The organism is Herpetosiphonaceae bacterium (assembly GCA_036374795.1).
Taxonomy (GTDB): domain Bacteria; phylum Chloroflexota; class Chloroflexia; order Chloroflexales; family Kallotenuaceae; genus LB3-1.
The window spans coordinates 26,256-53,254 of the sequence record DASUTC010000024.1 but is presented as its reverse complement, the minus strand read 5'-3'; the positions used below and the strand labels follow the sequence as shown (position 1 = coordinate 53,254).

General features: G+C 63.7%; 27 protein-coding genes. 18 read left to right on the top strand and 9 right to left on the bottom strand.

Annotated features, from left to right (window positions below):
* Positions 1-120: 120 nt before the first annotated feature.
* Entirely contained in the window at positions 121-1,155 is a 1,035-nt protein-coding gene (fni, locus tag VFZ66_01300) for a type 2 isopentenyl-diphosphate Delta-isomerase (GenBank protein HEX6287791.1), read from the top strand.
* Between the two features lie 5 nt (positions 1,156-1,160).
* Positions 1,161-2,351 (top strand): DNA replication/repair protein RecF, encoded by a 1,191-nt coding sequence (gene recF, locus VFZ66_01295; GenBank protein HEX6287790.1) that lies wholly within the window; start codon positions 1,161-1,163, stop codon positions 2,349-2,351.
* A 252-nt stretch (positions 2,352-2,603) separates the two neighbouring features.
* Here the strand turns inward: recF and VFZ66_01290 are convergent, their stop codons facing one another.
* The gene (locus tag VFZ66_01290) at positions 2,604-3,254 is read right to left on the bottom strand and encodes a 50S ribosomal protein L25 (GenBank protein ID HEX6287789.1); all 651 of its coding nucleotides are present in this window, start codon (positions 3,252-3,254) and stop codon (positions 2,604-2,606) included.
* 145 nt (positions 3,255-3,399) lie between these two features.
* Between VFZ66_01290 and VFZ66_01285 the strand changes: the two genes are divergently transcribed.
* The 3 genes from VFZ66_01285 (at position 3,400) to VFZ66_01275 (ending at position 8,227) form a co-directional block, all read left to right on the top strand.
* Positions 3,400-4,341: a GNAT family N-acetyltransferase gene (locus VFZ66_01285; GenBank protein HEX6287788.1), complete on the top strand. Its 942-nt coding sequence runs from the start codon at positions 3,400-3,402 to the stop codon at positions 4,339-4,341.
* Between the two features lie 459 nt (positions 4,342-4,800).
* On the top strand, positions 4,801-7,767 hold the full coding sequence (locus VFZ66_01280; protein HEX6287787.1) for a response regulator: 2,967 nt from the start codon (positions 4,801-4,803) through the stop codon (positions 7,765-7,767).
* A gap of 55 nt (positions 7,768-7,822) precedes the next feature.
* A complete protein-coding gene (locus VFZ66_01275) occupies positions 7,823-8,227 on the top strand; it encodes a response regulator (GenBank protein ID HEX6287786.1) in 405 nt (134 codons plus the stop codon).
* 123 nt (positions 8,228-8,350) lie between these two features.
* Here VFZ66_01275 and VFZ66_01270 read toward each other — a convergent pair whose 3' ends face one another.
* Positions 8,351-9,169, bottom strand: coding sequence for an STAS domain-containing protein (locus VFZ66_01270; GenBank protein ID HEX6287785.1), 819 nt, complete (start codon positions 9,167-9,169; stop codon positions 8,351-8,353).
* A 287-nt stretch (positions 9,170-9,456) separates the two neighbouring features.
* Between VFZ66_01270 and VFZ66_01265 the strand changes: the two genes are divergently transcribed.
* The 5 genes from VFZ66_01265 (at position 9,457) to VFZ66_01245 (ending at position 13,626) form a co-directional block, all read left to right on the top strand.
* Entirely contained in the window at positions 9,457-10,266 is an 810-nt protein-coding gene (locus tag VFZ66_01265) for a GNAT family N-acetyltransferase (GenBank protein ID HEX6287784.1), read from the top strand.
* The gene (locus VFZ66_01260; GenBank protein ID HEX6287783.1) at positions 10,263-10,865 is read left to right on the top strand and encodes an arsinothricin resistance N-acetyltransferase ArsN1 family B; all 603 of its coding nucleotides are present in this window, start codon (positions 10,263-10,265) and stop codon (positions 10,863-10,865) included. The genes VFZ66_01265 and VFZ66_01260 overlap by 4 nt, the downstream gene beginning before the upstream one ends.
* Before the next feature lie 264 nt (positions 10,866-11,129).
* Complete coding sequence (locus tag VFZ66_01255) at positions 11,130-12,137, top strand: SDR family oxidoreductase (protein HEX6287782.1); 1,008 nt, start codon at positions 11,130-11,132, stop codon at positions 12,135-12,137.
* Positions 12,130-12,348, top strand: coding sequence for an SPW repeat protein (locus VFZ66_01250; protein HEX6287781.1), 219 nt, complete (start codon positions 12,130-12,132; stop codon positions 12,346-12,348). The genes VFZ66_01255 and VFZ66_01250 overlap by 8 nt, the downstream gene beginning before the upstream one ends.
* Before the next feature lie 129 nt (positions 12,349-12,477).
* Entirely contained in the window at positions 12,478-13,626 is a 1,149-nt protein-coding gene (locus tag VFZ66_01245) for an AI-2E family transporter (protein HEX6287780.1), read from the top strand.
* Positions 13,627-13,837: 211 nt separating this feature from the next.
* Here VFZ66_01245 and VFZ66_01240 read toward each other — a convergent pair whose 3' ends face one another.
* From VFZ66_01240 to VFZ66_01230, 3 genes are all read right to left on the bottom strand, one after another.
* Positions 13,838-15,367 (bottom strand): DUF790 family protein, encoded by a 1,530-nt coding sequence (locus VFZ66_01240; GenBank protein HEX6287779.1) that lies wholly within the window; start codon positions 15,365-15,367, stop codon positions 13,838-13,840.
* Positions 15,368-15,447: 80 nt separating this feature from the next.
* Positions 15,448-16,791: a DEAD/DEAH box helicase gene (locus tag VFZ66_01235; GenBank protein HEX6287778.1), complete on the bottom strand. Its 1,344-nt coding sequence runs from the start codon at positions 16,789-16,791 to the stop codon at positions 15,448-15,450.
* The gene (locus VFZ66_01230; protein HEX6287777.1) at positions 16,766-17,308 is read right to left on the bottom strand and encodes a helix-hairpin-helix domain-containing protein; all 543 of its coding nucleotides are present in this window, start codon (positions 17,306-17,308) and stop codon (positions 16,766-16,768) included. The genes VFZ66_01235 and VFZ66_01230 overlap by 26 nt, the downstream gene beginning before the upstream one ends.
* A 240-nt stretch (positions 17,309-17,548) precedes the next feature.
* Here VFZ66_01230 and VFZ66_01225 point away from each other — a divergent pair, with 240 nt between their 5' ends.
* The 5 genes from VFZ66_01225 (at position 17,549) to VFZ66_01205 (ending at position 20,045) form a co-directional block, all read left to right on the top strand.
* A complete protein-coding gene (locus tag VFZ66_01225; GenBank protein ID HEX6287776.1) occupies positions 17,549-17,794 on the top strand; it encodes a hypothetical protein in 246 nt (81 codons plus the stop codon).
* 55 nt (positions 17,795-17,849) lie between these two features.
* Positions 17,850-18,293 carry a CBS domain-containing protein gene (locus tag VFZ66_01220; protein ID HEX6287775.1) on the top strand — a complete coding sequence of 148 codons (444 nt, stop codon included), beginning with the start codon at positions 17,850-17,852 and terminating at the stop codon, positions 18,291-18,293.
* Between the two features lie 93 nt (positions 18,294-18,386).
* Positions 18,387-18,938, top strand: a complete 552-nt coding sequence (locus VFZ66_01215; protein ID HEX6287774.1) for an inorganic diphosphatase — start codon at positions 18,387-18,389, stop codon at positions 18,936-18,938.
* A 1-nt stretch (position 18,939) separates the two neighbouring features.
* Positions 18,940-19,395 carry an NUDIX hydrolase gene (locus VFZ66_01210; GenBank protein HEX6287773.1) on the top strand — a complete coding sequence of 152 codons (456 nt, stop codon included), beginning with the start codon at positions 18,940-18,942 and terminating at the stop codon, positions 19,393-19,395.
* Positions 19,396-19,547: 152 nt separating this feature from the next.
* Complete coding sequence (locus tag VFZ66_01205) at positions 19,548-20,045, top strand: DUF2243 domain-containing protein (protein HEX6287772.1); 498 nt, start codon at positions 19,548-19,550, stop codon at positions 20,043-20,045.
* Positions 20,046-20,115: 70 nt separating this feature from the next.
* Here the strand turns inward: VFZ66_01205 and VFZ66_01200 are convergent, their stop codons facing one another.
* The gene (locus VFZ66_01200; protein ID HEX6287771.1) at positions 20,116-20,451 is read right to left on the bottom strand and encodes a hypothetical protein; all 336 of its coding nucleotides are present in this window, start codon (positions 20,449-20,451) and stop codon (positions 20,116-20,118) included.
* A 475-nt stretch (positions 20,452-20,926) separates the two neighbouring features.
* Between VFZ66_01200 and VFZ66_01195 the strand changes: the two genes are divergently transcribed.
* A complete protein-coding gene (locus VFZ66_01195; protein ID HEX6287770.1) occupies positions 20,927-21,820 on the top strand; it encodes a hypothetical protein in 894 nt (297 codons plus the stop codon).
* Between the two features lie 37 nt (positions 21,821-21,857).
* On the opposite strand, the gene VFZ66_01190 is transcribed toward VFZ66_01195, so the two are convergent.
* Positions 21,858-22,835, bottom strand: a complete 978-nt coding sequence (locus tag VFZ66_01190) for an intradiol ring-cleavage dioxygenase (protein ID HEX6287769.1) — start codon at positions 22,833-22,835, stop codon at positions 21,858-21,860.
* A 467-nt stretch (positions 22,836-23,302) separates the two neighbouring features.
* Between VFZ66_01190 and ruvB the strand changes: the two genes are divergently transcribed.
* On the top strand, positions 23,303-24,340 hold the full coding sequence (ruvB, locus tag VFZ66_01185) for a Holliday junction branch migration DNA helicase RuvB (protein HEX6287768.1): 1,038 nt from the start codon (positions 23,303-23,305) through the stop codon (positions 24,338-24,340).
* Between the two features lie 38 nt (positions 24,341-24,378).
* Here the strand turns inward: ruvB and VFZ66_01180 are convergent, their stop codons facing one another.
* Complete coding sequence (locus VFZ66_01180) at positions 24,379-24,615, bottom strand: hypothetical protein (protein ID HEX6287767.1); 237 nt, start codon at positions 24,613-24,615, stop codon at positions 24,379-24,381.
* A 106-nt stretch (positions 24,616-24,721) separates the two neighbouring features.
* On the opposite strand from VFZ66_01180, the gene thrC reads away from it, so the two are divergent.
* Entirely contained in the window at positions 24,722-25,765 is a 1,044-nt protein-coding gene (gene thrC / locus VFZ66_01175; protein HEX6287766.1) for a threonine synthase, read from the top strand.
* Between the two features lie 7 nt (positions 25,766-25,772).
* Here thrC and VFZ66_01170 read toward each other — a convergent pair whose 3' ends face one another.
* The gene (locus VFZ66_01170; protein ID HEX6287765.1) at positions 25,773-26,999 is read right to left on the bottom strand and encodes a citrate synthase family protein; all 1,227 of its coding nucleotides are present in this window, start codon (positions 26,997-26,999) and stop codon (positions 25,773-25,775) included.

Sequence of the window (26,999 nt, the reverse complement as noted above, 5' to 3'; positions counted from 1 at the left end):
CGCATCGGACCTTCGGCGGTTCGCGCGGCGATGCCGACGGCCACAACGCGCACGGCCTCAACTATGTTATGATTAATAGCGTTCTGATCGACAGAATGTTGCAACCGGGTGGAATAACCGTTGAGCGAAGATACCACAGAAGCGCGGAAGCTTGACCATCTCCGCATCGTGCTGGGCGAAGATGTGAACGCCAAAGGCATCACGTCGGGCTGGGCGCGCTACCGCTTTAGGCACTGCGCCTTACCGGAGCTGGACCTGCGCGAGATCGACACGAGCGTTGTTTTTCTGGGCAAGCGCCTGCAAGCGCCGCTGCTGATCTCCTCCATGACCGGCGGCGCGCGCGAGGCCGAGCGGATCAATCTGCTGCTGGCGGAGGCGGCGGAGGCGCTGGGCGTGGCGCTGGGCGTCGGATCGCAGCGCGCGGCGGTAGATAATCCCACGCTGGCGCGCACCTATCAGGTGCGCAAGGTCGCGCCGACGACCGTGCTCCTGGCAAACCTGGGCGCGGTCCAGCTCAACTACGGCTACGGCATCGTGGAGTGTCGCCGGGCGGTCGAGATGATCGAGGCCGACGCGCTGATTCTGCATCTCAACGCGCTGCAAGAGGCGGTCCAGCCGGAGGGCAATACCAACTTCAAGGGGCTGCTGCACAAGATCGAGCGCGTGTGCCGCGAGCTTGACGTGCCGGTGATCGTCAAAGAGGTCGGCAACGGCATCGGCGCGGAGGTTGCCCGCAGGCTGGTCGATGTCGGCGTGGCGGCGATCGACGTGGCGGGCGCTGGCGGCACCTCGTGGAGCGAAGTCGAGCGCTTCCGTCATACCCAGGAGCGTGGCCGCGACGTGGCCGCGCTCTTTGCGGGCTGGGGCATTCCAACCACCGAGGCGCTCAAAGAAGTGCGCGCGGCGCTGCCCGACACGCCGCTGATCGGATCGGGCGGCGTGCGCAGCGGGCTGGATGTAGCCAAAGCCATCGCGCTGGGCGCGGATCTCGCTGGCTCGGCAGCGCCCCATCTCTTTCGGGCATCCGAGTCGCGCGGCGTCGAGGCGATCGTCGAGGGGCTGCGCAGCTTCCAAGAAGAATTGCGAATTACGATGTTCTGCACCGGATCAGCCGATCTGCGGGCGCTGCGCGCCACGCCGCTGGAATACAGTTAGTGCCGATGTACGTTTCCCACCTGAGCCTGCGCAACTTTCGCAACTACCGCGAGCTGGAGCTGCCGCTTCAGCCGGGCACCACGCTTTTCTACGGCCCCAACGCCGCTGGAAAGACCACGCTGCTCGAAGCGCTGTACTACCTGGCGACCACGCGCTCGCCGCGCACGTCGGCGGATCGCGAGCTGATCAACTGGGATACCGCCGCCGACCTGGGGATCGCGCCGTTCACGCGGCTGGTGACAAACGTCGTGCGCCAAGCCAGCAGCGGCAAAGAAGAGCGCCTGCTGATCGAGCTGGTGGTGCAGCGCAAGCAGGATGCGGCGGGCAACCTGGCACCGGCCACGCAGAAGACGATCCGCGTGAATAAAACCGCCCGCCGCGCGCTCGATCTGGTCGGCCAACTGCGCGTGGTGCTCTTCACACCGCTCGACATCGAGCTCCTCACAGGCCCGCCCGCCGATCGGCGGCGCTGGCTCGACGTGATGCTCTCACAGCTCGATGGACGCTATGTGCGCGCGCTGGCCGAGTATAACAAAGCCGTGCTCCAGCGCAACGCGCTGCTGCGCTCCTGGCGCGAACATCGTCAGCGACGGCTCAGCCTCGACGAGGCGCGACGACAGCTTCAGTTCTGGGATAAGCAGCTTGCCGCGAACGGCGCGTACATCATCGCCGAGCGCCAACTGGCGATGCAGCAGATCGCCGGGCTGGGCGCGCCGATCCATCAGGAGATCGCCGGAGTGCCGCAGCAGCTCAGGATTAGCTACGTTGGCTCGATCGACGGCCCCGACGACCGCGCCGGGCTGCAACAGTCGTTCCTGGCGAGTCTCGATCGCGGCCTGCGCGAAGAGCTTGATCGCGGGCAGACATTGATCGGCCCGCACCGCGACGACGTGGTATGCAGCCTGGACGAGGTCGACATTGGCGTCTATGGCTCGCGGGGCCAGCAGCGCAGCCTGACGCTGGCGCTGAAGCTGGCCGAGGCCGAGCTGATGCGCACTCGCACCGGCGACGCGCCCGTGCTGCTGCTGGACGATATTCTCTCCGAGCTTGACGCCGCGCGGCGGGCACATTTGCTCCAGTTCATCGATCGGCCCGGCCAGCAAACGCTGATGACCGCCGCCGATCTGGCCGACTTCGATCCATCGTTTCTGACGCAGATCAGCCGGGTGCGCGTCGAGCATGGCCGCGTGCTGTAATGCGCCGATAGGCCGGGGGTGTGGGGCGTCCCCCACGAATTCTTTCCCCTCGCCTATGGCAATCGGAGAGGGGGTGGCGGGGTGCCCTTTGGGCGGCGATTGGGGTGAGGGCCTGGACGAAGAACCAAAAACCGGAAACTCGAAACTCTGAACTTGAAACTCTGAACTTGAAACTCGAAAAACCTCCTGCGGCGATCAGCGTGAGCGCTCGATCGCCGCAGGAGGCTGTGTCGTTGCCTGAGCGGTAATAGATTACTCGGACTCTTCGGGTGTCTCGGCGGCCTCTTCGCCCGCCAGCTCCGGCTCGCCCTGCTCCTCCTGCTCGGTGATCGCCTCTTCCTCGGCCTCCATGCGCGACGGCGTGATCGTCGCCAGCATCTCGTCGGGAGAGGTCAAGACCTGCACCTTATCGCCCAGGTCGAGGTCGCGCACATACAGCACCGTGTTGAAGTCGACGAGGCGGCTAATATCGACCTCGATGATGTGCGGAATATCGGCAGGAAGCGCCTTGACGTGCAGCGTCGCCATCGGCGTCGTCAGCACACCGTCGCCGCGCTCGACCAGCGGGTTCTCCCCGACGGCCACGACGGGTACGTCCGCCGCCATCTCGACGCGCAGATCGACCACGCGGAAATCGACGTGCAGGAACTCGCGCGACACTGGATGCCGCTGCACCTGGCGCACAAACGCGCTGCGCGTGCCGCTCGGCAACTGAAGATCGATCAGCGTCGTGCGCCCAGCCGTACGATAAACCAGGCCAAAGGTCTTGGCGTCGAGCTGGAAGGTTTCGGTCGGCACGCCTCTGCCGCAGATCGACGCCGGCACCAGGCCCGCCTTGCGCAATGACTTGACCTTCTTGCCGGTGATCGAGCGAGGCTCGAGCGTGAGTGTAAGCTTGTCCATCAGTCTGGCCCTCCTTAAGGCTACTGCTGTAGGATGAATAGACAACCGGCGGATTGTAGCATACGGCTGCCCGCGCCGCAACCGACAAGCGCCGCGTATGGTAAGCTGCCCAACCTCGCGTAAGAGTCGCTATCGAAGGTGTTGCATGATGTCTGCGTTTCACAGCCGTCTCTACGGCGATCCAACGGATGCAGCGCGGATCGTCGAGTTTGTACGCAGGGTCCGACCGCGCGAGCGGGTGACGGACTATCCGGGCATTGTCGATTTGCCCGATGTGCTCACGCCTGTGTCGGCTACTACACGCCTGTGGTTTGCCGCCGACGATCAGATCGTGGGCGTTGCCTTCGTCGATGCCTTTCAGACTCTCCGCTTCGAGCTTGACTGGCAGCGTATCGCGCCCGATCTTGAAGCTGCGGTGATCGCCTGGGGTGATGGCTGCATCCGCCGCGCCAGCGGAGCGAGTAGCGACTCCCTTCGGATCTACGCCGCCGCTCACGAGGCCGATGCCGCCCGGCTGCGCTTCCTGGCACGCCATGCATTCACCCGCCTGGCCGACTCGATCATCCACATGGAGCGCCCGCTCATCGATCCGCTGCCTGCGCCGCGCCTGCCGCCTGGGTTTCAGATCCGTGCCGTAGCGGGTCTGCACGAGGCTGCGGCGCTGGCTGCGCTGCACCGCGCGGCTTTCGGCACGCCGCACATGAGCGCCGCGCGGCGGCTGACGATGATGCAGGCCGCACACTACGATCCCGCGCTTGATCTCGTCGCTATCGCGCCTGACGGAACCCCTGCCGCGTATGGTATGGGCAGCGTGAGCAGTGAAGAAAACGCGCTGACGGGGCGCAATGATAGCTACGCAGACCTCTTTGCGACGCTCCCGGCCTATCGCGGAAAGGGCTTAGCCCAGGCGCTCATGCTCACTATCTTACAGAAGCTGCGCGCGCGGGGCCTTGCGACAGCAAAGTTAAGCACTGCAAGCAATAATTCGGCCATGCAACGGGTTGCGAGCAGCGCAGGATTTAAGGCCATCTCCGCAACGGTTCGGCTGCAACGCGCAATTGCTGTCGAACCACCTGCCGTAGGATAGGGCTACCAGCCGATAACAAAAATACTGCGGTGGGCTAGTCCAATCAGGCTATAGGTAAGCGCCGAGCAACCTTGTACAGTACGTAGTACTACGGTGAGCGCATAGGGCGTTGCGGTGGTTTGAGGCGCTACTCCACACGATTCATCCTGCATCGGCGTCTCATTGCTATAGCAGGTGGTGGATGCGAGCGGCGTTCGCGTTGGCGAGTACGAGCTGAATCCAAAGATCATCGATGAGCTAGACGACGGCACGCAACGACCGTCAACCGGATCAACATTCGTCTCTCTAACAACGCCCGCAACACTCGCTGCCTGTTGCGCTTCGACCTGAGAGCGGGCCTAATGGCCCGCTTCTGCTGTTGCTCGTCCAGAAGCGTCCCGATCGGCGCTGCGACCGGTCGGCAGGATACTCGCGAGATTGACGATCTCTTAACCCGGATCTGCCTGGAGCGTTTACGCCATGTTTAGAGCAGCCAATCGGCTCGGCCCGAAGCTCATTCTCACAACCCTGATCTTTTTGCTGGTGCTGGCGTCCGCAACCGCGCTGCTGGTGACACGCGGCTTTCGACAGACGCAGAACGACGCGACGCGGCGCAGCATCGAGGGCCTGGAGGCACAGGGAAGCACCGCGCTGCTCGCGCTGACCGCTCGCGAGGCGCTGCTTTCGGCATCGCTCTTTAACCACGCCGTGCCCGTCGGCAAAAGCGTTGCCGAATATTTCGTGGCGATGTTGCGGATTGGCCCTGTGCCCTGGGACTCGCAGAAGAATCTCACGCCGGGAACGGTCGGCGGCTTTTATGATAAGCGGCCTGGGCGCATCAGCGATCTCTGGATGCCGAACACGATCAAGACCATCGATGCGGAGCTTGAGCGCGGCCTGCGTGACTCAGCCGCGCTCGATGCGCTCGTGCCGACGATGCTCAAAGAATACTCCGACTTCGTCTCGATCTACCACATCAACGACACGGGCATGACCCGCTACTATCCAGTCATAGGCTTAGACGAAACCGTAGCGCAGGGCATCTCGGTCTACGATCAGCCGTTTTATGGCCCGGCAACGCCGAAGAACAACCCAGAGCGCAAGTCGATCTGGACGGCGCCCTACATCGATCCTGCCGGACAGGGCATGATTGTCTCGTCGGTGACGCCGATTTATGATGGCGACGAGTTCCGGGGCATTATCGGCGTCGATATTGTCCTGACGCGCCTGATCGAGCATCTTAACACGCTGAAACCCGCCGAGAACGGCACCGGCTACGCTTTTCTGGTCGATCAGCAAGGACAACTGATCGCCGCGCCGCCCAAGGCGATCAACGATATTTTGGGCTGGCCGATCGACGAGACGATCACCATCAGCGAGACACTCGGCTTGAATCTCAACCGCACGAAGAATGTCGAGTTCCGTGAGGTGCTGGCCTCGATGCAGAGCGGACAGAGCGGGATTACCAAGCTGACGATCGGCGGCGAGATGAGCTTCCTCTCCTACACGCCGCTGCCCGACGTCGGCTGGAGCCTGGGCATTGTCGCGCCGGTCAGCGAGGTCGTGGCCGAATCGTACAAGGTCGAGGCGGCGATCCGCAGCGGAACCGATGAAACCGTACAGTCGACGCTGCTGATCATGGTGCTCTTCTTTTCGCTCGCGCTTGGCGGCACGATCTTCTTGAGCCGCCGCCTGACCCGCCCGATAGAAGCGCTCGTCGCGGGAACCCACGCCGTCGCCGCCGGCGACCTCAATATCGTCATTCCGGTTACGTCAAGCGATGAGCTGGGATTGTTAGCCCAATCGTTCAACGCCATGACCGCCGAGCTGGCGACGAGTCGGCAGCGGTTGGAGACATGGAGCCAGACGCTTGAGCGCACCGTGGACCAGCGCACCGCCGATCTTGCCAGGGCGATGCTAGAGGCGCAGGAGGCCCGCGCCGCTGCCGAGCAGGCCAACGAGCTTAAAACGCAATTCCTGGCAAACATGTCGCACGAGCTGCGTACGCCGCTCAACTCGATCATCAACTTTACCCGGATCTTGATGGCCGGCATGCGCGGCCCCGTCAGCGAAGGCCAGGCCGACTATCTTAACCGCGTGCGTCACAGCGGAGAGCATCTGCTGGGTCTGATCAACGATATTCTCGACCTGTCGAAGATCGAAGCGGGAAAGATGGAGCTTTTCAAGGAGCCGATCAGCATCGGCGATCTGGTGCAGAGCGTGATGGCAAGCGCGGCTGGCCTGACGAAAGGCAAGCCGATCGAGCTGCGCCACGAGGTCGCGCCCTCGCTGCCGCCGATCGAGGTCGACCGCACCCGCATACGTCAGGTGCTGCTGAATCTGCTCTCCAACGCCGCTAAATTCACCGACGCCGGATCGATCAGGGTGCGCGCCGACGAGCAGGATGGACACGTCATCGTCAGCGTGAGCGATACGGGCATCGGCATAGCGTCGGAGCATCTTGAGCTCATTTTCGAGGAGTTTCGTCAGGTCGACGGCGCGAACAATCGGCTCTACGAAGGCACCGGCTTAGGGCTGGCGATCTGCCGTCGGCTGATCGAGCTGCACGGCGGTCGCATCTGGGCCGAGAGCACACCCGGCAAGGGCTCGACCTTCACGTTCATGCTGCCGCTGCGCTTTGTGCCGCGCGTCGTGACAGCACCGCACGTGCCCGCCGAAACCTCTAACCGCAGCGGCTCGTGCGTCCTGGTGATCGACGACGATCCCGCCGCGATCGAGATCGTCACGACGTACCTGGGCCGCGACGGCCACCGGGTCTGCGGCGTTACCGACAGTCGGCAGGCGCTCGAAGAGGCGCGCAGGCTCAGGCCCGCCGCGATCATTCTGGACGTGCTGATGCCGCACAAAGACGGCTGGGAAGTGCTGGCCGCGCTCAAGGCCGATCCGGCGCTGAAAGGCGTGCCCGTGGTGCTGTACTCGATCATGGAAGAGCAAAAGCTCGGCTTTTACCTCGGAGCCAGCGCGTATCTGACCAAGCCGATCGACGAGGAGCTATTGCGCAGCACGCTCGCGGAGCTGGTTGGAATCGGCTCGACGGTGCTGGTGATCGACGACGACCCGGACGTGCTTGACATCGTGAGCGAACAGCTCAAGCCGCTTGAGGGCTATACCATTCTGACCGCGAGCGGCGGACAAGCCGGGCTCGAGCAGATCGCGACGGTACATCCGGATCTGATTGTTCTTGACCTGATGATGCCGGAGGTCGATGGCTTTGCCGTGCTGGAATGCCTGGAATCCAACCCGGAGACACGCCATATCCCGGTGATCGTGCTGACGGCTAAAGATCTGACCAACCAGGAGCGCGAGCTGCTTAACCAGCGGGTGAGTAGTCTGCTCACCAAAGGGTTTACCTCCGCCGGAGAGCTGCTGGCGAAAGTCTCAGAGCTACTCGGCGCTGTTACGGAACAACCGGCCAAGCCGCGATAGTGAGCCGTCGGGGCTGGACCTGCATAGATATTGCGTTGCTAAAGGAGGATACAACATGCGTCCTGAGGAAGCTTATGTCCTGGTGATCGAAGACGATCTCGATAATCTGCTGGTTGTCAGCGATCTATTGCGCCTGGCGGGGGTGCAGCACATCAACGCTCAGGAGTCGGGCTGGCAGGGCCTCAAGCTGGCCGAGACTCTGCCACGGGTCGATCTGATCCTGCTGGACATTCAACTGCCGCACGAGGATGGCTACGCCATTTTAGGACATATCCGGGCCAATCCCAGGCTCAAAGATACGCGCGTTGTGGCCGTGACGGCGAATGTCCTGCCGCAAGATGAAGCGCGGGCGCGCACCGCAGGCTTCGATGGATTTATCGGCAAGCCGCTGTTCTTCGATCGCTTTCCGCAGCAGATTAAAGCGCTCCTCGCGGGAGAGCAGGTCTGGATGGCACGCTAGCCTGCGAGTCACGAACAAACTCGAAACTCGAAACTTGAAACTTGAAACTTGATTCTGCTTAGCCCGCTCGATCACCGTGCTCCAGGCTCAAAAGCTGCGACAGCCTGGAGCGCCCGCCCGCGCCTAGGCTGTCGCCTGAATCGCCATGCCGCGCCCCGCCAGCGCATACTCAAGCCCGGATTGCAGATTGGCGCGCGCCACCATGTCGCTAAGATCGATGCCGAGCTGGACCATCGTCTGTGCAATCTCCGGGCGAATACCGACGAGGATCACCTGCGAGCCGAGCAGACGCACCGCCTGCGCCGTTTGCAGCAGGTAGCTCGCCACGCTGGTATCGATCACGGGCACGCCCGTGACATCCAGCATCACCACACTCGCCTGATACGTCGTGATACTCTCCAGCAGATGCTCCATAATCTGTCCGGCCCGCCGCGAATCGATCGCCCCTACCAGCGGCAGCACCAGGATGCCCTCGTAGATCGGGATGATCGGCGACGAGAGCTCCTGCACGATCGCCGCCTGCGCGCGGATGACCTCTTCGTTGGCACGGACAAACGACTCGAACATAATGGCACGGGTTGCTCCGGTCGCCGTGTAGAGCTGCTCGATCGCCGCCAGTCGCTCTGCGAGATCGTCGATCTCACGATGAAACAACTGCCGCGCCACCTCCTCGACGATCGTGATCGTCCGCTGCAGCTCAGCGATGGTATAGCCTTCGCGCGCCCGGTGATAGCTCATCGTGGTCCAGAACTCACCAAAATAGTGCGGCACCGGCTCCGCCAGATCCTGCGCTAGCGCATCAAGCCCTGTCACCACACGTGGCCGGAGTTCCGCAGGCGTTAGGGACGCATACATGCCCCCGGCCTCTTTGATTACGCGCTCTGTGGTTTCCGCAACCACTTCCTCAAAATGCTCTCGGTAGAGGGAGACGAACCGTGCCATGATTACTTCCTTCCGCATACGGGACACGTAGAGACGGGCCATTGTAGCACCGCAGGACAATCATGAGAACAAGCATAGCTGCGCCTGGGCCAAAAGGGAAGGGCCAAGGGAGCTATCTTGGTTGAACCAGATGCATCCTGCGATGGTACTTACAACACGTGTGAGGCGGCATGTATCGCCGGCGGCACATTGCCGGGGTACCATGCCCAAAGGGCGTCCCTTGGGCGGATTGGGGTGCGGGCCTCGACGCGAAACGTTGAACTCGAAACAAGGAGCATCCACAAGCTATGGACATCGATCGCATGCGTGAGCTGTACGACCGAGATCAGCGCCAGGACCTGGCGATCCCCGGCATGCGGCGCGAGGTCGTCGGCACGATCGTTCGACATGTCAATCTCGCAGGCGGCGAGGGCATGATCATCTACTCTCGCCTGGCCGCCGAGCACGTCGCGGCGGCGATTGACGAGCAGACGGGCTACTTTGCGGCGATCGGGCAAGACTTTGAATGGAAGGTCTACCGCCACGATACGCCGCCCGATCTGAAAGATCGCCTGGGCGCGCATGGCTTCGAGATCGGCGCGGACGAGGCGATCCTGGTGCTCGATCTGGCGACCGCGCCGGATCTGCTCGCGCAGACGCCCCCACCGACAATCCGGCGCATTACCGATCCTGCCGGGGTCCCCGATGCGATCAGCGTGCAGAACGTCGTCTGGCAGGAAGATTTCGGCTGGCTGGAGCAGCGCCTGACGACCAACCTGCGCGAGCGGCCCGATTATCTTTCGATCTATGTCGTCTATGAGGACGATACACCGGTCGCCTCGGCCTGGATCAACTTTCCGCAGCAGAGCCAGTTCGCCAGTCTGTGGGGCGGCTCGACGCTGCCTGAGTATCGCAAGCGCGGCATCTACACCGGCTTGCTGGCGGCCCGCGCTCAGGAGGCGCGACAGCGCGGCAGGCGCTTTCTGACCGTCGATGCCAGCCCGATGAGCCGACCGATCCTGCTGACGCTCGGCTTTCAGCTCATCAGCTACGCCTATCCCTGCGTGTGGCACGTCGATCGCTCAGACCGGCGCGACGACAGAGGCGTGCTACCATGAAACCTGCGATCCGATTGGCGACGCCGGAAGACGCCGAGCAAATGCTGGCGATCTACGCCCCGCTGGTCGCCACCACCAGCATCTCGTTCGAGTTGGAGCCGCCGACGATCGACCAGATGCGGCAGCGCATCCGCGAGACGCTTGAGCGGTGGCCCTGGGTTAGCTGCGAAGATCAGGAAGCGATCGTCGGCTATGCGTACGCCGGGCAGCATCGCAGACGAGCGGCCTACCAGTGGTCGGTCGATGTCTCGGTGTACGTCCACGAGCGCGCGCGGCGGATGGGCATCGGGCAGGCGCTCTACACCTCGCTCTTTAACATCCTGGTGCTCCAGGGCTTCTACAACGCCTACGCCGGGATTGCGCTGCCCAACCGGGCCAGCGTGCGGCTGCACGAGTCGCTGGGCTTCAAGCCTGTGGGCGTGTACCACGGCGTGGGCTACAAGCTCGGCGCGTGGCACGACGTGGGCTGGTGGCAGCGAACGTTGCAGCCGCGACGACCCGATCCGCAGCCGCCGTGTTCGCTGGACGCAGCGCGGGCCGATCCGGCGTGGGCGGCGGTGCTGGCCTCAGGCGTGGCGCTGCTGCGCTTCGAGCTGTGAGTCCACGTCTTAGGTTTCAAGTTCCAGGCCCTCACCCCGCGTCGCTGCGCTCAGCACCCCTGCCCCACGCTCAGGCGGCCTCCGCCTTCGCAGCCTGCGGCACAGGAGCGGGGGAAGTTTGGTGCTTCCCCTTTGTTCTCCGTCAGGCGTGGCCTATTTCGTGATGAATACATGGCAGATGCGATCAGCAGATGCCAGCCTGCGCGTCGGCGGTGCTCCGTGCGGCGGCAGGCATGGCCCAGGAGCCAAAAGGAGCGAGGATCGATGAGCAACGCAGGAAAACCCGAAGTCGTCGTGATCACCGGAGCGTCGGCGGGCGTGGGCCGCGCCACGGCGCGCGCGTTTGCCAGGCGTGGCGCGCACATCGGGCTGCTGGCGCGCGGACGGGATGGTTTAGAGGGCGCGCGGCGGGATGTGGAGGCGCTGGGCGGCAAGGCGCTGGTGCTGCCTACCGATGTCGCCGACTCGGATCAGGTCGAGGCGGCGGCGGCCAGGGTTGAAAAAGCGTTCGGCCCGATCGACATCTGGGTCAACAACGCGATGACCTCGGTCTTCTCGCCGGTCAAAGAGACGACTCCGGCGGAGTTCAGGCGCGTCACCGACGTGACCTATCTGGGCTATGTCTATGGCACGCTGGCGGCGCTCAAACGCATGCTGCCCCGCGACCAGGGCGCGATCGTGCAGGTTGGGTCGGCGCTGGCCTACCGGGGCATTCCGCTCCAGGCCGCGTACTGCGGAGCGAAGCACGCGATCCAGGGCTTTTGCGACTCGCTGCGGGCTGAGCTGATCCACGACGGCAGCAACGTGCGCCTGACGATGGTGCAGATGCCAGCGCTCAACACGCCGCAGTTCGATTGGGTCAAGTCGCGCCTGCCCAACCGGGCGCAGCCGGTCCCGCCGATCTTCCAGCCCGAAGTCGCCGCCGAAGCAATCGTCTGGGCCGCGCATCACGATCGCCGCGAGGTCTACGTGGGCCTTTCCTCGGTGATCGCGATCGTCGGCAACAAGATCGCGCCGGGCCTGGGAGACTGGTATCTCGGCAGGAGCGGCTATAAGTCGCAGCAGACCGACGAGCCGCGCGATCCGGAGGCCATGCATAACCTGTGGGAGCCGGTGCCGGGCGATCACGGCGCGCACGGGCGCTTCGACGATCGGGCCAAGCAGAGTAGCTGGCAGCTCTGGGCGACAACCCACCGGAGCTGGCTGGCGCTGGCTGGCGCTGGTGTCGCCAGCGCGGCGGTCGCGGCGCTCTTTGGGAGGGGCGATGAGTAAGGATCGATCGATGGGCGAGCCAGACCGATCGCTGATCGGCGTCTGGCTGCTGGTCGCGCCGTGGGTGCTCGCCTACGACTCGCTGGCGGCGATGCTCACCAGCCTGGTCGTCGGCGCGATCATGGCGCTGCTGGCGGCGGCGCGCGGCAGGCTCACCCCGCAACCTGGCGGCGGATGGCGGGCGGTCTGGACCGGCGATCCCCGGCGGTAGGCGCGCGACGGCAAATCGGAGTTCCAAGTTTCGAGTGTCGAGTTCCAAGTTTCGAGTGTCGAGTTCTCCTTGGTTCTCGGTTCTTGGTGCCTGGTTCTCGTTTTGTTCTTTGTTCTCGCGAGGTACACGATGCCTGACACACACCGAACATCGCGCAGCCAGCGTGACGGAGTGCGGGAAGTTGAGCAGCACCAGCCGTTCGACCCGTTCACCCGTCGCGCGCTGATTGCGGTGGCGATTGGCCTCGCGGCGCTCGCGCTCGTCGCCTTTGTCTGGTACACCAGCCACATGCTGCTGCTGGCCTTTGGCGGCATTCTGCTGGCGGTCTTTCTGCGCACGCTGAGCGACTGGCTGAGTGCCAAAACCACGCTCTCGGAGGGCTGGTCGCTGGCAGTGGTTGGCGTGGCGCTGCTGCTGCTGCTGGGTCTGGGCGGCAGGCTGATCGCTCCCCGGATCGGCGAGCAGTTCACGCAACTGACGCAGCAGCTTCCTCAGGCCTGGCAGCAGTTCCGAGAGACGATCGAGCAGTATAGCTGGGGCCGACAGCTTCTAGAGCAGGCGCAGCAGCCCGATCAGGTGGCATCGGGAACGTCGGGCATCTTCGCACAGGTCGGGCGCGTCTTCTCCGGCACCTTTGACACGATCGCCAACATCGTGATCATCCTGTTCATCGGCGTGTACCTCGCGGCCAACCCACAGCTCTACACCAGGGGCATTATCCGGCTGGTGCCGCAGCACAAGCGGCCACGTGCCCGCGAAGTCCTGCATGTGATGGGCTACACGCTGCGCTGGTGGCTGCTTGGCCGCGCGATAGCGATGGTGGCGATCGGCATGATGGTGACAATCGGCCTGTCGCTGCTCGGCATTCCGCTGGCGCTGCCGCTTGGCATCATCGCGGCGCTGCTCGACTTCGTGCCGAATATCGGGCCGATCATCGCGGCGCTGCCAGCCGTGCTGCTGGGCCTGACCCAGGCGCCGATCCAGGCGCTCTATGTCGTGCTGCTCTACCTGGCGATCCAGATGGTCGAGGGCTACCTGCTGACGCCGCTGGTGGAGCAGGAAACCGTGGAGCTGCCGCCCGCGCTGACGATCGGCGCGCAAGTGTTGCTGAGCGTGCTGCTGGGACCGCTCGGCCTGGTCTTTGCGACGCCGCTGGCGGCAATGGCGCTGGTGCTCGTGAAGATGTTGTATATCGAAGATACGCTCGGCGATACGATCGACGTGCGGGGCGAGCAGGAGGCGCATGAGCAGGAGCAGGCGATGGCTGAGAGTGCATGAGCCGCACCGCTCGACCAGGCGCTAGCTGAGATCGAAGCTGAGCGTACGCAGCGGAAAGCCGGCTAAGCGCGGCCTGGCAGATCATTTCTGGCTATCCTGCTAAGCAGAGTCATGATCCTCGACCCGCTACACGCCTCCTACAGATCCCCAACAACGACAACGACACCGGCGCTTGCCGATGTCGTCACCTCGCTCGTCATCTCAGCGTGGGCTACGCCGCCTGACGCATCGTGCCCGACTGAAGCAGCGCGCGAATATCCTGAACCGTCTCGTTCGAGCAGAGGCCGATTCCCGGCAGATAGCTGGCCCGATCGGTGCGCCAGCCTCGGACCGCGCCGCCAACATCCGCGACCGCGCAGCTCAGGATCTCAGCCAGCCGCGACTCGTCGACAAAGCCTTCCGTCTCCAGAATACGCTCCAGCCGCTGCCATTTGCTCTCGCCAAGCTGCGCCAGGGCTGTGGGCGAGGGCAGCGCCCGCGCCAGCATCCGCGCCGACGGCTCGCCGACATGCGGCACCACGATCGTCGGCAGCGCCGCGAGCTGTTTCGCCCACTCCGCCTCCGTCGCCACCACGATCAGCGACCGCCCGTTGAGCGCCCGCAGCGGCTTAACCAGCGCATCAACGACCGCGCGGCTATCGGCCAGCACCAGGTAGGCGCGCTGCTGCCCGCGCATGATCAGAAAGTCGGGCACGATCACGCCCGCGTCCGTGATCAGCGGCTCCGGATCGCGCCGGAGCCGCCAGCCGCCGGTTTCGCCGCGCAGATACGCTTTGTTCCAGGCGTTCAGGAGCCTGGCTGCGCCCTGGGCCTCCCACGCCTCATCGCCTCGCCCGACGCGCTGCGCCTGCACGCCCAGGATCGCCAGCGCGGGCTTGTTGAGCGCGTAGCTATAGACCGAACCGGCGAGATGCACCGTCGCCTCGCCCTCGACCGGCGCGTCGGGATGGGCCGCCAGCAGCCGCAGCAGCGCCCGCACCACGCGCCGACCATGACGGCTGTAGCCGCCAAGGGCATCGCGCTTCCCGATCCACTCGATTGTCACCGTTCCCGCAAAAAGGCCGCCCGCGCCGTGCTCGATCGCATAGCGCAGGCCGTAGCGCTTCGAGATATTGTGGACCGTCCGCACGATCGTCCAGATCGGGCCGTCGAGCGTCAGGCGCAGCGCCGAGGTAGCGCGCAGCGCCGTCTCGATCGAGTGGTAGTTGTAGAGCGCCACGATGTCGCGGGCCGCTGGCGCTCCCGCGACCTTGGTCAGAATCGCGTTCTCTGCGGCGTCGAGCGTCAGCAGCGTCTCAAAGGTCCGCCGATCGATCGGCAGGTCGGCACACAGCGCTTCGAGCACCGTCGCCCGCCCGACCAGCGGCAGGAAGCCGTTGTGATGCGCGTTGACGTAGCGATAAAGATACTGCCGCACCGCCGCCGGTCGATCCAGGCCCAGCGAGCGCAGCACATGGCAGGTTTCATCGTCGAGCACCTCGCCGAAGTCGGGCTGGTGCCAGACGTAGGTCCGTCCGAGACAGGCGACGATGCCGCGTGCCAGCTTGGGATCGCCAAAAAATTCCAGCAGCGTCTCGGCCTGCATCTCTTTGCGCGGACGCCCGACCATGCGCTCGTAGTAGTCGATGGCATAGCTGATCGCCGCCAGAAAGCGATCGTCGCGTAGCTGATGCGGATAGAGCGCGCGTCTGTCGCCGACTTTGCGGCTGGTTTTTTTGAAGTCTGCGGTGGAAAATGACATGCATGCCTCTGGACAAACAAAGAACAGAGAACAAAGCAGGCTGAGATTCTTTGTTTCGTTGTTCGTTGTTCTCTGTTCTACTAATTCGGTCTACGCCTGCGCGCGGTATTGACCTCGCTGGTCTTGCGGGTGATCACCTCGTAGAGCACGGCGGTCGTCGCCTTGGGGCGGATCACCCGTCCGAGGCGCTGGATATACTCGCGGGTCGTGCTGGAGCCGCTGACGACGATTGCGACATTTGCGTCGGGCACGTCCACGCCCTCGTTGAGCACGCGGCCCGTCACCAGCTTGGAGTAGCTGCCGTCGCGAAAGCCCTCAAGGATCGCCTTGCGCTCGTCGGCGGCGGTCTTATAGGTGATCGCGGGCAGCGCCAGCCGGTGCGAGATCGTATCGACCAGCGCGTTGTACTCCGAAAAGACGATCACCTTGTCGTCGCGATGCTCGCCCAGCAGCCGCTCGACCTCGTGGAGCTTGGCCTCGGCATTGAGCGCGATCATGCGGGCCTGATGGTGTGCTTGCAGCGCCCGCCGCGCCTGCGGATCAGTCGCCGAGCGGCGGATCAGCTCGCCGAAGAAATCGCCGCCTTTGGCAAGCATATGCCGCTTGGAGCTGAGAAACCACTTCCACTCGCCCATCAGCGCCTCGTAGCGCAGCGACTCTTCATCGCTCAGCGAGACGAAGACGCGCTTTTCGACGTACTGCGCGATATGGCCCTCGGCGCTGAGATCGGCGGGCGCGCGCCGATAGACCAGCGGGCCGAGCAGCGCGCCCAGCGCGCTGTGCTCGCCGTCGGCGCGATCGGGCGTGGCCGTCAGGCCCAGGCGGTAGGGCGCGTTCGAGCGCGTGGCGATCGTCGCGTAGCTGGGCGAGGGCAGATGATGCGCCTCGTCGCAGATCAGCAGGCCGATGTCGTTGAGCGGCGCGTTGGGCATCGCCGCCGAGGCATAGGTAATCACCGTGATCGAACGCCACTCTTTGCGCCCGTCGCCCACGATGCCGACGCTGCGCCGGGGCAGGCTCAGCCGCTCCACCACCGCATCGCGCCACTGGTAGAGCAGCTCGATCGTCGGCACCACGATCAGCGTCCGCAGCTTGAGCCGGGCCAGCGCCATCAGCGCCACCACCGTCTTACCCGCGCCGGTCGGCAGCACGACAACGCCGCGCCCATCGTGGCGCAGCCAGCTTTCGATCGCCTCGGCCTGGTAGGGACGCGGCTCGAACTGAAGCCTGGGCCGGTAGCCACCGGCCAGCGCATCCTCCTCGACGCACGGCTCGTCGGCCTCTTCGCTCAGGAGCGTCGCGCCGAGCAGTGCGTCGGGATCGTCCTCTTCCAGCGCGTATCCATCGGCCAGCAGATCGTCGAGCATCGTCTGCTCGACCTCCATCGGCACGATAAACTTACGCCGCGTTTTTGCGCTCGGCATTCCAGAAGCTCTCCTGTACGTAGATCACATTGCCGTCGCGCACAAAGGGCGTATCCACCTCAGGCGCGGTTTCGGTCTTCAGCTCGTCCACGATCAGCCGCGCGCGCTTCGGCCCGATGCCCCACACCCGCTGCAGCCCGACCGTCGCCGCGCGCTGGATCAGCTCTTCGGCGTCCTCGGCCTTGAGATCGTTGGTGATCCGCTCGGCCAGCTTCGGCCCGATACCGGGAACGTGCAGCAGGCGCTGCTGCGCCGTGGGCAGCTCGCCAACCAGCTCCTCGTACACGTCGCAGGTGCCGTCGAGCGCCAGCCCGGTGATCGTTTTGGTGAGCCGCTCGCCCAGGAAGGGCACGCCAAGCGGCTGCTGATTGCGGGCACGCTCGGCGAGCGAGTGGCGCACACGCAGGATATTGCGGGCGGCGCGGCGGTAGGCGCGGATGCGGTAGGGATTCCCATGCTGCGCGATCAGCAGCGAGGATATGTTGAACAGTATCGCGGCAATTTCACGGTTTGTCATAGCTCTTCCCTTTTGTACATACTCGTTTGCCCATCGTCTGGTAGAAACGGAAAATCGCACACTTTAGAACGGATGTTTGTATTATACCACAAATGCCTCCGATGGCAACAACTGTAAAAGATTTCAGGGCAGATCCGCTCTGTGGTACAGCGTTTGCTACCACCGTAAGGACATACCAAAAAGTTGGAGCGCGTGGCTTATCGAGGTACACGAGCCAGCTTATGTAAGGAGGAATACCTGATGCGTAATATGCGTGGAGCGTTATGGGCACTTGGTCTGGCGGGCGCGGCGTATGCCTGGAAAAATCGCAACCAGCTAAGCCAGCAGTTCAACTCGATGACCGGCAACCGCTTCGGACGCCATCCGTCGCAGAGCTTCAGCCCGCAGGAACTGCCCGACACCAGCCGCAGCGAGCAGCGCGACTTCGATACCTATAGCAAGCCCTCGTCGTTCAACGAGCGCGAGCTGGGCGGCACGTCGCTATAGCTCGGCATGCTGCACCTGACAGGCCGCCAAGCGTAGTAGGAGGAGTACAACCACGATGCGTATTGCCGATATTATGACCAAGGATGTACAAACTGTTAGGCCAGACACCGATCTCGTCACGGTTGCCAAATATATGAAAGATCTGGATGTCGGCGTGATTCCTGTTGCCGAAGGCGATCAACTTGTCGGGCTGATCACGGATCGCGATATTGTGATCCGCGCGATTGCCAGCGGCGCGCAGCTTCAGCAGGCCAGGGTGCGCGAGCACATGACGCCCAACCCAACATGCGTCTCGTCGGACGATGATGTCACGCGCGCCGCCGAGATCATGGCGCGCGAGCAAATTCGACGCCTACCGGTCGTAGATGGTGGTAAACTTGTGGGGATCATTTCGATCGGCGATGTGGCGGTCGATACCAACAAGGACAAGCTGATTGGTCAGGCATTGGAGCAAATTTCCGAGCCAGCCAAGCCACGCTCATCTGAGGTAGGCCGGTAGCACATTGTCGCAAGAGAAGCGGGGAGCAGGCGACACTGTCGCAGGTGGCCGGCGGGGATTGCTCCCGCCGGTCGATGTTTGGAAACGAACGGTATGGCACTAAACTTATGGCATGACCTCGACCCCGGACCACAGGTGCCTGAGGTATTGAACGTGATCGTCGAAATTCCGCGTGGCTCTCGTAACAAGTACGAGTACCACAAGCAGACCGGCGCGATCAAGCTGGATCGTGTGCTGTTTTCGCCTGTGTTCTATCCCGGCGACTACGGCTTTATTCCGCAGACCTACTACGACGACGGCGATCCGCTGGATGTGCTGGTGATGACCAATGCGCCGACCTTTCCCGGCTGCGTGGTCGAGGCGCGTCCGATCGGGATCTTCCACCTCCGCGACCGTGGCGAGCCGGACGATAAGATCCTGGCGGTGCTGCACTACGATCCGTTCTTTGCAGACATCAAAGACTACACCGAGCTGCCCGCCCACTTTCTCAAAGAGGTGACACACTTCTTCTCGGTCTACAAAGATCTTGAGGGTGTGCGCACCGAGGCGCTTGGATGGGAAGGCCCCGAAGTTGCTAAAGAGCGGGTGAAGTACGCGATCGATCATTATTGGGATATGCGTGCAGGACGTTTAGGGAGAACGTAACGTGGCTCGGCGCGCTCCACGGACTGAAACTAGCCAGGTAGCACACTCTGCTGGCGGCGTCATCTACCGCTACGATGGCGAAACCGTCCATGTCGCGCTGATCGCGACCAGCGGTGGATCGCGCTGGGGCCTGCCCAAAGGTCATGTCTTTGACGGTGAAACTCCCGAAGCCGCCGCGCAGCGCGAGATCGAGGAGGAGACTGGGCTGACCGGCGAGGTGATCCAGGCGCTCGAAACGATTGAGTACTGGTTCCGCGCCGGTCGGACGCGCATTCACAAGTTCGTCGATCTCTACCTGCTGCGCTATCGCCGGGGTGAGGTCGTGCCGCAGGAGGCGGAGGTCGACGACGCGCGCTGGTTTCCGCTGGACGAGGCGATCACGACCGCATCGTTTCCGCGCGAGCAGGCGGTGCTGGAGCGTGTGCGCGAGATGTGGCGGCGCGGCGAGCTGTCTTAGAGTCGGGGACGCCCCCAAACCCCGGCTATCATCGCACCCGACAGGAGGAGCACGCGCGTGCTCCTCTTTTTCGTCGGCGCGACGCAAGCATGATCGACGGCCTGGATCGTGCTCGTTTCGCCCGCCGGGATAGCAGATGAACGGCAGGGACTATGGCTATTCAGGCATCGAGCGAGAGCCGACCGCTGATTGTTTCCGGCATTGTGCTGGGGCTTGGCCTGGGCGGATTCATCGACGGCATTCTGTTGCACCAGATCTTGCAGTGGCATCATCTGCTGACGGTGCCGTACCCGCCCACCAGCGTGGGCAACCTTGAGCTAAACACGCTCTGGGATGGGCTATTCCACGCGCTGACCTACGTGCTCACGCTGGCGGGGCTGCTTTTGCTCTGGCGAGCGCTGCGCCGCACGGATGTCTGCTGGTCGACACGGATCTTGCTCGGCTGTCTGCTGGCCGGGTGGGGCATCTTCAATCTCGTCGAAGGCGTCATCGATCACCTGCTGCTGGAGATTCATCACGTTCGCGACGACCTGCCTCCTGGTCCGGCGCAGCTCACCTGGGATCTTGGCTTCCTCGTCTTCGGCGCGCTGCTCCTGGTGAGCGGCTGGCTGCTGATTCGCGCAGGGCAGCGCGCGACTCGGCGCTCGTGATTGAACGGATAGCGTGTCTTCCTATCGACCAGCCGCACACATCGCGCAGCCGCTCCGTCTCGGCTATGGATTAGCACGCCAGGTAGGTATAGTCACTGGCAGTGGCCCCAATGTTATCACTGACGACAACGACGAGCGCATATGATTGACCGGGATAGCAGTTTGAAGGATAGACAAGAATCGTATTGCCGCTGATGGAGGTGCGCCAGGGGCCGTACCAGCGCCACTCATAGCCGTACCTGCCGGTTCCGCCGCTCGGATAAGCCGTGCAATAGTGGCTGACATAATCTCGGCTGCACCACAGCGAAACACTCAGGGTCGTATCGGTCCCTGCGCTGGCCGAGGTGGGGCTGACCGCCGCAAGGGCGATGACGGTCGTCAAGAGGATACTGAGCAATCGTTTCATCGGGTAAAACCTCCCAGGTGTGATTGTTTGGTGCCAGGGGGGGCGTTCCGCAAACCCAACCGATCGTGACTGAGCCGACAAGCTGCCGCAGCAGCGCATCATTCCTGTAGACGAGCCACCTCCTGTATGCCAAACGCGACACGCGGGCCATGTCACGTGACGAGGCAACGTATAATGGATTTAACACAAGTGGACGTACCTTCTACACGCCCGCACCGACCAGAATCGAAGGATAACCTGACCGACGCATCGAGTCAATCGGCTTTTTGAGCGCACAGCTTTACCGCGCATGGTAGCCAGGCAACGAGAGCCGTGAGCGCTGGTGGGCTGCATGTCGATCAGCGGATCACGGGCTGCGCCGATCGGCGGCAGAAGCCGAATCGATCGCATGATTCAACGTTCACCCTTGCCACAGCCGCGATGTCAACCTTGCTTCCGATCTTAGGCGGCGGATGGGTGCTATGGAGGGGCGGCGATGCGAATATTGGAACCAAAACCGAAGCGCACGAGCGGGCTAGCGTCTACACATGTGCGGCGCGCCGCCTCTGCGGCAGATCATGAGCAGCGCGCGACCAGGCTCTTGGGACGCGCACGAGGCAGCCAGAGTCAGGGGCAGGCACTCCCCGCCGAGCAGCACGCGCTCGCAGCCGACGCTGCTGCCAGCAGAGCAGCCCACGCTGTCCACGATTTCAGCCGAGTAGCGGTCTACGCCGAGGCGCGACGAGATAGTCGATCACCTGTCCAACCTGGCTTGAACATCAGCGGCGGTGCATCCACGGGCTTAATCCAGCGGTCAACCGGGACCACCGACTATCCCGTGTTGAACAAGCAGATCATTGTCACCAATGCCGACGGGCCGCACTTTCACTCATGTTCCCACCAGCCCCAATTCGAGTGGCGCGTCAACTTTTCTCCGCCAACCGGGCAGACGGGCTGGATCGTCCAGCGCGTCGAGAGCACCTACGACGTGCATAACTGCGACGGCACGGTCGGGAAGTGCGATGGAACGCCGAATGTTCCCGCCGATCCCAACTTCCCGCCGACGCCGCTGTACTGGGAGGCGTGGCGGATCGCGGGCGTTGGCCTCGATCCAGACCCCTCAGGCGGCCATGATACCTGGCGACGCACGTTCGAGGTCCCAACCTGCGGGTCATGGTCGATTGACGGCACGCTCTATTATGCCGATGCGCTGCCCGCCGATTTCGTGGCGAACAATCCTGCCGTGCCCTCGGCGGGTATTGTACCGGCGACGACAACCGATCCGACCCGCAAGGTGCTGGGCAATGCGATTGGCCGCCGCCGCATCGCGGGCGAGTGGAGCTGCTGCGATCCGAATGCGAGCAATCACTACCATCGTCGCACAAAGTAACCATGCAAGAGGTATCCACGAATCGACGGCTCGACGATCATATACTATCAAGACACAGGCTCGACGAACGCACTCCTGTTCGTCGAGCCCGCACTTGAGCCGATCCGCAGGCCTGCTTACGGCGTCGTGGTTGCACTCCCGGTCGGGCGAGGTCCGGGCGGTCTGCCAGGTCCTCCCGGTGCGCCGCTATGTTGCCCGGTGCCAACCGTCGACAGATCGATCCCGATCGGGAAGGTTGCCGCGTAGCCGTTCGCTGATTGCGTGGTGGTGAGCAGGAGCAGATCCTGGTAGATATTGTCGGTGCTGTTGAGCGTGTCGGGCGTAGTGCCCTTGTGTACGGAGCCTGGGTGAAGACTTGCTGCGAGAGCGTGTCGTCAAAGAAGAGCTGTGAGGTAAATACTTTATCCTCGCTCGGCGATACCTTAAAATGGATGTGGACCGCGCGGCCCGCATACCAGCCGGGATAGATCGTGGTAAACGTGGCGACACCATTCGCATCCGTGACTTGCGCACCGCGCAGCCAGGTTTGGCCCTCGGTATTAAAGCCGGGATCGGACACTCCCGAATACGATCCGGCGGCGTCGCAGTGCCAGATCTCGACGGTAGCCCCTTCAAGCGGCGTGCAGTTCGTGCCGTCCACCTGCACGACATTGAACGTCAGGACAAGCGGTGTGCCTTCTTTCTGCTCGCGGATGTCGGAGCGTATCAGGTTCACATCCACGTAGTATGGCCCCTCGGTTACTTCGGGCCGGACCACACAGTTCGGCACCGCTACCTGGGTGTTGGCCGCTTCCGCAGTTGCCACCTCCGCCTGCTGCGTCGCGCTTGCGGCGGGGTCGCTGCCGATTGCCGCCGCTGTCTGCGCCTCTGCGTTCAGCGTCGGCGCGGCCTGATCCGTGGAGCTGGTTCCTGTCGGTCCGCAGCCGACCAGAAAGGCTGCGCCAGCCGCGCCCATCAGCGTGAGCACCTCGCGCCGACTGAGAATCCGGCCAATTTGACGATCATCGTTGTCCATGCCCGCTACCTCCTACCAAAATGTGTACACCAGTCCAGTCATCGCACTCGTTGGCGTAGCACCTGATCCGCGTCCGATCATCAGGAGCTACTGGTCAAAGCGGATGGCGTGCCGCGCATGCGTGCACCTGCCATACCTTGTGCCCCAAGGATACCGACAAGCTATGAAGATCATGTTCAGAAGCTGTGAGGAGCATGTGTGGATTGCCCGCAGCCCTTCCAGAGGTCGTCTCCTCGCAACACCGGCAGCACGCATCATTGCTGCTGTGCTCGGTACTGCGTTCGCACCTCTGATGCTGAACCATACTGAGGCAATCGTTCGTACGGCAATAAAGGATCACATCCAGGGGATGATCCCGTGCGTGGTCATACGAGCAGAGCTTGTGGAATTAGCGCAAAGATTATCGGCATCGCGCGCGCATTCGCTCAGATGTTCGCGTGGTATAATGCCGACGAGGAGCACAGCACATGGATGACGAGCGCCTGGTTAGCCCCAAAAGCCGCGAAGAAGACAGCGTTGCCGAAAAAAGCTTGCGTCCCAAGCGCCTGGGCGAGTACATCGGACAGGAAAAGGTTGTCGATAATCTTAAGATCAGCATTGCCGCCGCCAAAGGACGCAGCGAGCCGCTCGATCATATCCTGTTCTACGGCCCGCCTGGACTGGGCAAGACCACTTTATGTCAAATTCTTGGCAACGAGATGGGCGTCAACGTGCGCATCACCTCCGGCCCGGCGATCGAGCGCGCTGGCGACCTGGCGGCGATTCTGACCAACCTCAAAAAAGACGACATCCTGTTCATCGACGAGGTTCACCGGCTGAACCGTGCCGTCGAAGAGGTGCTCTACCCGGCGATGGAAGACTTCGCGCTCGACATCGTGGTTGGCAAAGGGCCGAGCGCGCGCTCGCTGCGGCTCAAGCTGCCGAAGTTTACCGTCGTTGGCGCGACCACGCGGGTGGCGCTGCTGACGTCGCCGTTGCGCGATCGATTCGGCGCGGTCCATCGCCTTGAGTTTTACTCGGTCGAAGCGATGGAGCAGATCATCCGCCGCACCGCGCAGATCCTGGGCACGCAGATCGACGGCGACGCCGCGAACGAGCTGGCACGTCGGGCACGAGGCACGCCGCGTATCGCCAACCGTATCCTTAAGCGCGTGCGCGACTTCGCGCAAGTGACCGCAGGCAACCACATCACGCTGGACGTAGCGCGCACCGCGCTGGAGCAGCTCGAAGTCGACGAGCTGGGCCTCGATCCCAACGACCGTCGCGTGCTCCACGCGATCATCGACCTGTTCGGCGGCGGGCCGGTTGGCCTCTCAACGCTCGCTGCGGCCACCGCCGAAGAGGTCGACGCGATCGAGGATGTCTACGAGCCGTACCTGCTGCAACTGGGCTTTATCCAGCGCACGCCGCGCGGACGGATCGCCACGCGCCGCGCCTACGAGCACCTGGGCCTGACGTATCCTGAGCGCATCACGCCGGAGGATCTGCAAAGCAGCCTGTGGTGAGCTGGCCGCTTGTCGCTCCACGCTTTCTGGCGGATCGATCACCGCACGCCGCGCGAAGCCCGCACGCAGAGCCACGCGCCGCCCAGCAGCTCCAGCGCGCCGATCGTGCGCAGCAGGCCGGGGTGGGCGGCCAGCCACTCGGCTAGCGAGCGCCACCACTGCCAGGGCAGCGCATCGCGCCACAAGTACATGTGGCCCTGTGGCGCAACGATCGTAGTCACGCCGTCGCCAACCGTCACCTGACCGATCAATTCCAAGGTTCGTCTCCACCACATAACAATCTCCTTCGTGAGCTACGCGCAGCAAAAGCCGCGCCGCGCTGTGCTACAATGCGCTCCTACCCACCGCACGCGACGCTGCGTTGATTCCAAGGAGTATCGTATGTCGCTGCTAGAGCGCTACCGTGATCTGCTGCCGATCACTGATGCAACCCCAATGCTCTCACTGGCCGAAGGTCATACACCGCTGATCGCCGCGCCGCGTCTGGCCCAGGAGCTAGGTGTCAGGGATCTGCTGCTGAAATTTGAGGGGATGAATCCGACCGGCTCGTTCAAAGACCGGGGGATGGTCATGGCGATTGCCAAAGCTGTGGAGGCGGGCGCGCGCAGCGTGGTCTGCGCCTCGACCGGCAATACCTCTGCCAGCGCCGCCGCCTACGCCGCACGCGCCGGACTAGAGGCGGTCGTCGTGGTGCCGTCGGGCAAGATCGCGCTTGGCAAGCTGGCGCAGGCGCTCATGTACGGCGCGAAGCTGGTGGCGATCGAGGGCAACTTCGACGCCGCGCTCAATATCGTCCGCGCGATGGCCGAAACCTATCCGATCACGCTGGTCAACTCGGTCAATCCGTTCCGCATCGAGGGCCAGACCACCGCCGCCTATGAGATCGTGGACACGCTCGGCGGCCCGCCCGACGCGCTATGCCTGCCGGTCGGCAACGCGGGCAACATCTCGGCGTACTGGCTTGGCTTCAAGCGCTACCACGAGCGCGGCAAGATCGCCCGGCTGCCCAAGATGCTCGGCTTCCAGGCCGAGGGCGCGAGTCCGATCGTCCACGATCGTCCATTCGAGACGCCCAAGACGGTCGCCACCGCGATCAATATCGGCAATCCCGCAAGCTGGCGCACGGCCATCGCGGCTCGCGATGAGTCGGGCGGCCTGATCGACTGTGTGAGCGACGACGAGATTCTTGCCGCGTGGCGCGATCTGGCGCGCTGCGAGGGCGTCTTCTGCGAGCCCGCGTCGGCGGCAGGCGTGGCCGGGCTACGCAAGCTGGTGCGGCAGGGCCGCGCCGATCGGGATGCGCGCTATGTGGCGGTGCTGACCGGCCACGGCCTCAAAGATCCGGGGCTGGCCGTCGAGCAGTTCGCCGCGCCGCGCCCGGTCGCAGCCACGCTCCCCGCGATCGAGCAGGCGCTCGGCTGGTGAACCTGCGCTACTCGCTCGGCGGCGCGCCGATGTAGCGTGCCCGTGGACGGATCATGCGGTCGAGCTGATCCTGCTCGATCGCGTGGCCGATCCAGCCGATCGTGCGGCCAAGCGCAAAGAGCATCAGCGCGCTGCCCGCTGGCAATCCCAGCGCTGCCGCCAGCGTCGCCAGCCCAAAGTCGATCGTGGGATGCTCGCCGATCAGCGATTGGACCTGCGCGACCATCGCTTGGCTAAGTGCCACGGCGGGTGAGTCGGGGTAGGCGGCGGTCGTGAGCCGAAGCAGCGCCGCGCCGCGCGGATCGCCGTCGGGGTAGAGCGGATGCCCGAAGCCGGGGATCTGCTCGCCGCGCTTGAGCCGCTGCGCCAGTGCCAGCCGCACGCCAGCGGGAATGCCCGCCTCGCGCAGCAGCGCCTCGACCCGCGCGCTGTGGCCGCCATGTTTCACGCCTTGCAGCGCCGACAATCCGGCGATCACCACCGCGTAGGGCGTCGAGCCAGCCGAGGCCACACAGCGCGCCGTGAACGCCGACACATTCAGCTCATGATCGGCGCACAAGATCAGCGCGGCGTCGAGCAATGCCACCGCGCGCGGATCGTCGGGAGCCAGGCTGCGCTGCAAGCTCTGCGCGATTCCTGCCGAGAGCGTCTGCTCGCGCGCGGCGATGGCGGTCAGCAGCCGCAGGATACGCCCGCCGGTCTGCATCACCGCAGCCGGACGCAGGTCGTAGGCGGCCAGATCATCGGCGGCGGCCAGCGGCAGTAGCACCTGAAACGCCTCAACCGCAGGTACGTCGGATAGCTGTTTGGTGATCGCCGCGCACCGTGACGAGAGCGCGGCTCCGGTCATATCTGGCGCCGACGACGAAGCGGCTGGTAGCTCGCCGCTCCAGATCAGCGCCGCGACCTGCTCGACGGTATGCGTCGTCGCCAGCTTGATCGCGTCGTAACCACGGTAGAACAGCCGACCATCGGCGATCAGCGTGAGCGCCGACTCCATCACGGGCGTGCCCCAGTGCAGCGCGCTCTCGGCCACCTTGCCGGGATTGCGCTGCTGCTCTTTGCGCTGCTTGAGCTTCTGCACATCTTCCAGCCGATAGCGCCGCGTCCGAGTATCGCCACCAGTCGCCTCCGATCGAATCAATCCCCGGCTCACATACGCATACAGCGTGGCGAGACTGATCCCTAGCTCGTCCGCCGCCTGCCGCGCCGTTAGATAGCGCTCTTTCGCCAT

Excerpts from the sequence above, each read along its gene's own strand:
- VFZ66_01220 (HEX6287775.1), top strand. The coding sequence starts at position 17,850 with ATGCGTATTGCCGATATTATGACCAAGGATGTACAAACTGTTAGGCCA.
- VFZ66_01230 (HEX6287777.1), bottom strand. The coding sequence starts at position 17,308 with ATGACAAACCGTGAAATTGCCGCGATACTGTTCAACATATCCTCGCTG.
- VFZ66_01235 (HEX6287778.1), bottom strand. The coding sequence starts at position 16,791 with ATGCCGAGCGCAAAAACGCGGCGTAAGTTTATCGTGCCGATGGAGGTC.
- VFZ66_01285 (HEX6287788.1), top strand. The coding sequence starts at position 3,400 with ATGATGTCTGCGTTTCACAGCCGTCTCTACGGCGATCCAACGGATGCA.
- VFZ66_01170 (HEX6287765.1), bottom strand. The coding sequence starts at position 26,999 with ATGGCGAAAGAGCGCTATCTAACGGCGCGGCAGGCGGCGGACGAGCTA.
- VFZ66_01180 (HEX6287767.1), bottom strand. The coding sequence starts at position 24,615 with ATGTGGTGGAGACGAACCTTGGAATTGATCGGTCAGGTGACGGTTGGC.
- VFZ66_01270 (HEX6287785.1), bottom strand. The coding sequence starts at position 9,169 with ATGGCACGGTTCGTCTCCCTCTACCGAGAGCATTTTGAGGAAGTGGTT.
- VFZ66_01190 (HEX6287769.1), bottom strand. The coding sequence starts at position 22,835 with ATGGACAACGATGATCGTCAAATTGGCCGGATTCTCAGTCGGCGCGAG.
- VFZ66_01255 (HEX6287782.1), top strand. The coding sequence starts at position 11,130 with ATGAGCAACGCAGGAAAACCCGAAGTCGTCGTGATCACCGGAGCGTCG.
- VFZ66_01245 (HEX6287780.1), top strand. The coding sequence starts at position 12,478 with ATGCCTGACACACACCGAACATCGCGCAGCCAGCGTGACGGAGTGCGG.
- VFZ66_01215 (HEX6287774.1), top strand. The coding sequence starts at position 18,387 with ATGGCACTAAACTTATGGCATGACCTCGACCCCGGACCACAGGTGCCT.
- VFZ66_01250 (HEX6287781.1), top strand. The coding sequence starts at position 12,130 with ATGAGTAAGGATCGATCGATGGGCGAGCCAGACCGATCGCTGATCGGC.
- VFZ66_01275 (HEX6287786.1), top strand. The coding sequence starts at position 7,823 with ATGCGTCCTGAGGAAGCTTATGTCCTGGTGATCGAAGACGATCTCGAT.
- VFZ66_01195 (HEX6287770.1), top strand. The coding sequence starts at position 20,927 with ATGCGAATATTGGAACCAAAACCGAAGCGCACGAGCGGGCTAGCGTCT.
- VFZ66_01265 (HEX6287784.1), top strand. The coding sequence starts at position 9,457 with ATGGACATCGATCGCATGCGTGAGCTGTACGACCGAGATCAGCGCCAG.
- ruvB (HEX6287768.1), top strand. The coding sequence starts at position 23,303 with ATGGATGACGAGCGCCTGGTTAGCCCCAAAAGCCGCGAAGAAGACAGC.
- VFZ66_01200 (HEX6287771.1), bottom strand. The coding sequence starts at position 20,451 with ATGAAACGATTGCTCAGTATCCTCTTGACGACCGTCATCGCCCTTGCG.
- VFZ66_01240 (HEX6287779.1), bottom strand. The coding sequence starts at position 15,367 with ATGTCATTTTCCACCGCAGACTTCAAAAAAACCAGCCGCAAAGTCGGC.
- thrC (HEX6287766.1), top strand. The coding sequence starts at position 24,722 with ATGTCGCTGCTAGAGCGCTACCGTGATCTGCTGCCGATCACTGATGCA.
- recF (HEX6287790.1), top strand. The coding sequence starts at position 1,161 with ATGTACGTTTCCCACCTGAGCCTGCGCAACTTTCGCAACTACCGCGAG.
- VFZ66_01225 (HEX6287776.1), top strand. The coding sequence starts at position 17,549 with ATGCGTAATATGCGTGGAGCGTTATGGGCACTTGGTCTGGCGGGCGCG.
- VFZ66_01290 (HEX6287789.1), bottom strand. The coding sequence starts at position 3,254 with ATGGACAAGCTTACACTCACGCTCGAGCCTCGCTCGATCACCGGCAAG.
- VFZ66_01280 (HEX6287787.1), top strand. The coding sequence starts at position 4,801 with ATGTTTAGAGCAGCCAATCGGCTCGGCCCGAAGCTCATTCTCACAACC.
- VFZ66_01260 (HEX6287783.1), top strand. The coding sequence starts at position 10,263 with ATGAAACCTGCGATCCGATTGGCGACGCCGGAAGACGCCGAGCAAATG.
- VFZ66_01205 (HEX6287772.1), top strand. The coding sequence starts at position 19,548 with ATGGCTATTCAGGCATCGAGCGAGAGCCGACCGCTGATTGTTTCCGGC.